The organism is Ruegeria sp. AH12 (genome assembly GCF_056541465.1).
The window spans coordinates 1-572 of sequence record NZ_JBQFYL010000201.1 but is presented as its reverse complement, the minus strand read 5'-3'; the positions used below and the strand labels follow the sequence as shown (position 1 = coordinate 572).

Annotated in this window: 1 protein-coding gene; it reads left to right on the top strand. The window is 50.2% G+C overall.

Features of this window, described 5'->3' with window-relative positions; translation table 11 throughout:
- Positions 1–232, top strand: a 232-nt coding sequence (locus ACR0EL_RS22620; protein WP_480502374.1) for a hypothetical protein, incomplete at its 5' end; no start/stop codon positions are given.
- Between the last annotated feature and the right edge of the window lie 340 nt (positions 233–572).

Sequence of the window (572 nt, the reverse complement as noted above, 5' to 3'; positions counted from 1 at the left end):
TATCGAAGACGCGGCACAGCGATGGCCAGGTGTAGATCGATGCGCGCTCGTCAATACCAAAGCAGGCCCCACACTTTGCGTCCAAGGTTCCGCGGATCACATCGACGATTGGACTAAATCTGCGCTTGGTTTTGACGTTCCAAATGTGATTTCGATTAAGCACATTCCTATGGACAAGCGTCATGCCTCCAAAGTCGATCGTACGAAACTTACACGCATAATAGAAACCTGACGCAATATGGCTCGTAGGCCACTGAGCCTGCCCAACTCATCGCTCCCGTCGCTGTGCGCGTTAACAGAGGACTGAGTGTAGCGACGAAGTCATTGTTTTAGAATTTCCAATCAAAACCTGCACACCTTGGTCAGGGGAAATCTGCAATTGCCAGTTACATCTGGCCGCATGAAACATATAATCGCAGATACACTGTTAGGGTGCGCCCCGGCGAACGGTTGATACCCATGTCATTGCACAAAGATGTTCGGCTTGACGCGTCATCCAAATCCGTCCCAAACCTCAAGCGTTTCTAACCCAGAACTACTAGCCGGCTTTCTTCTATGCTGCTGCAAGAATC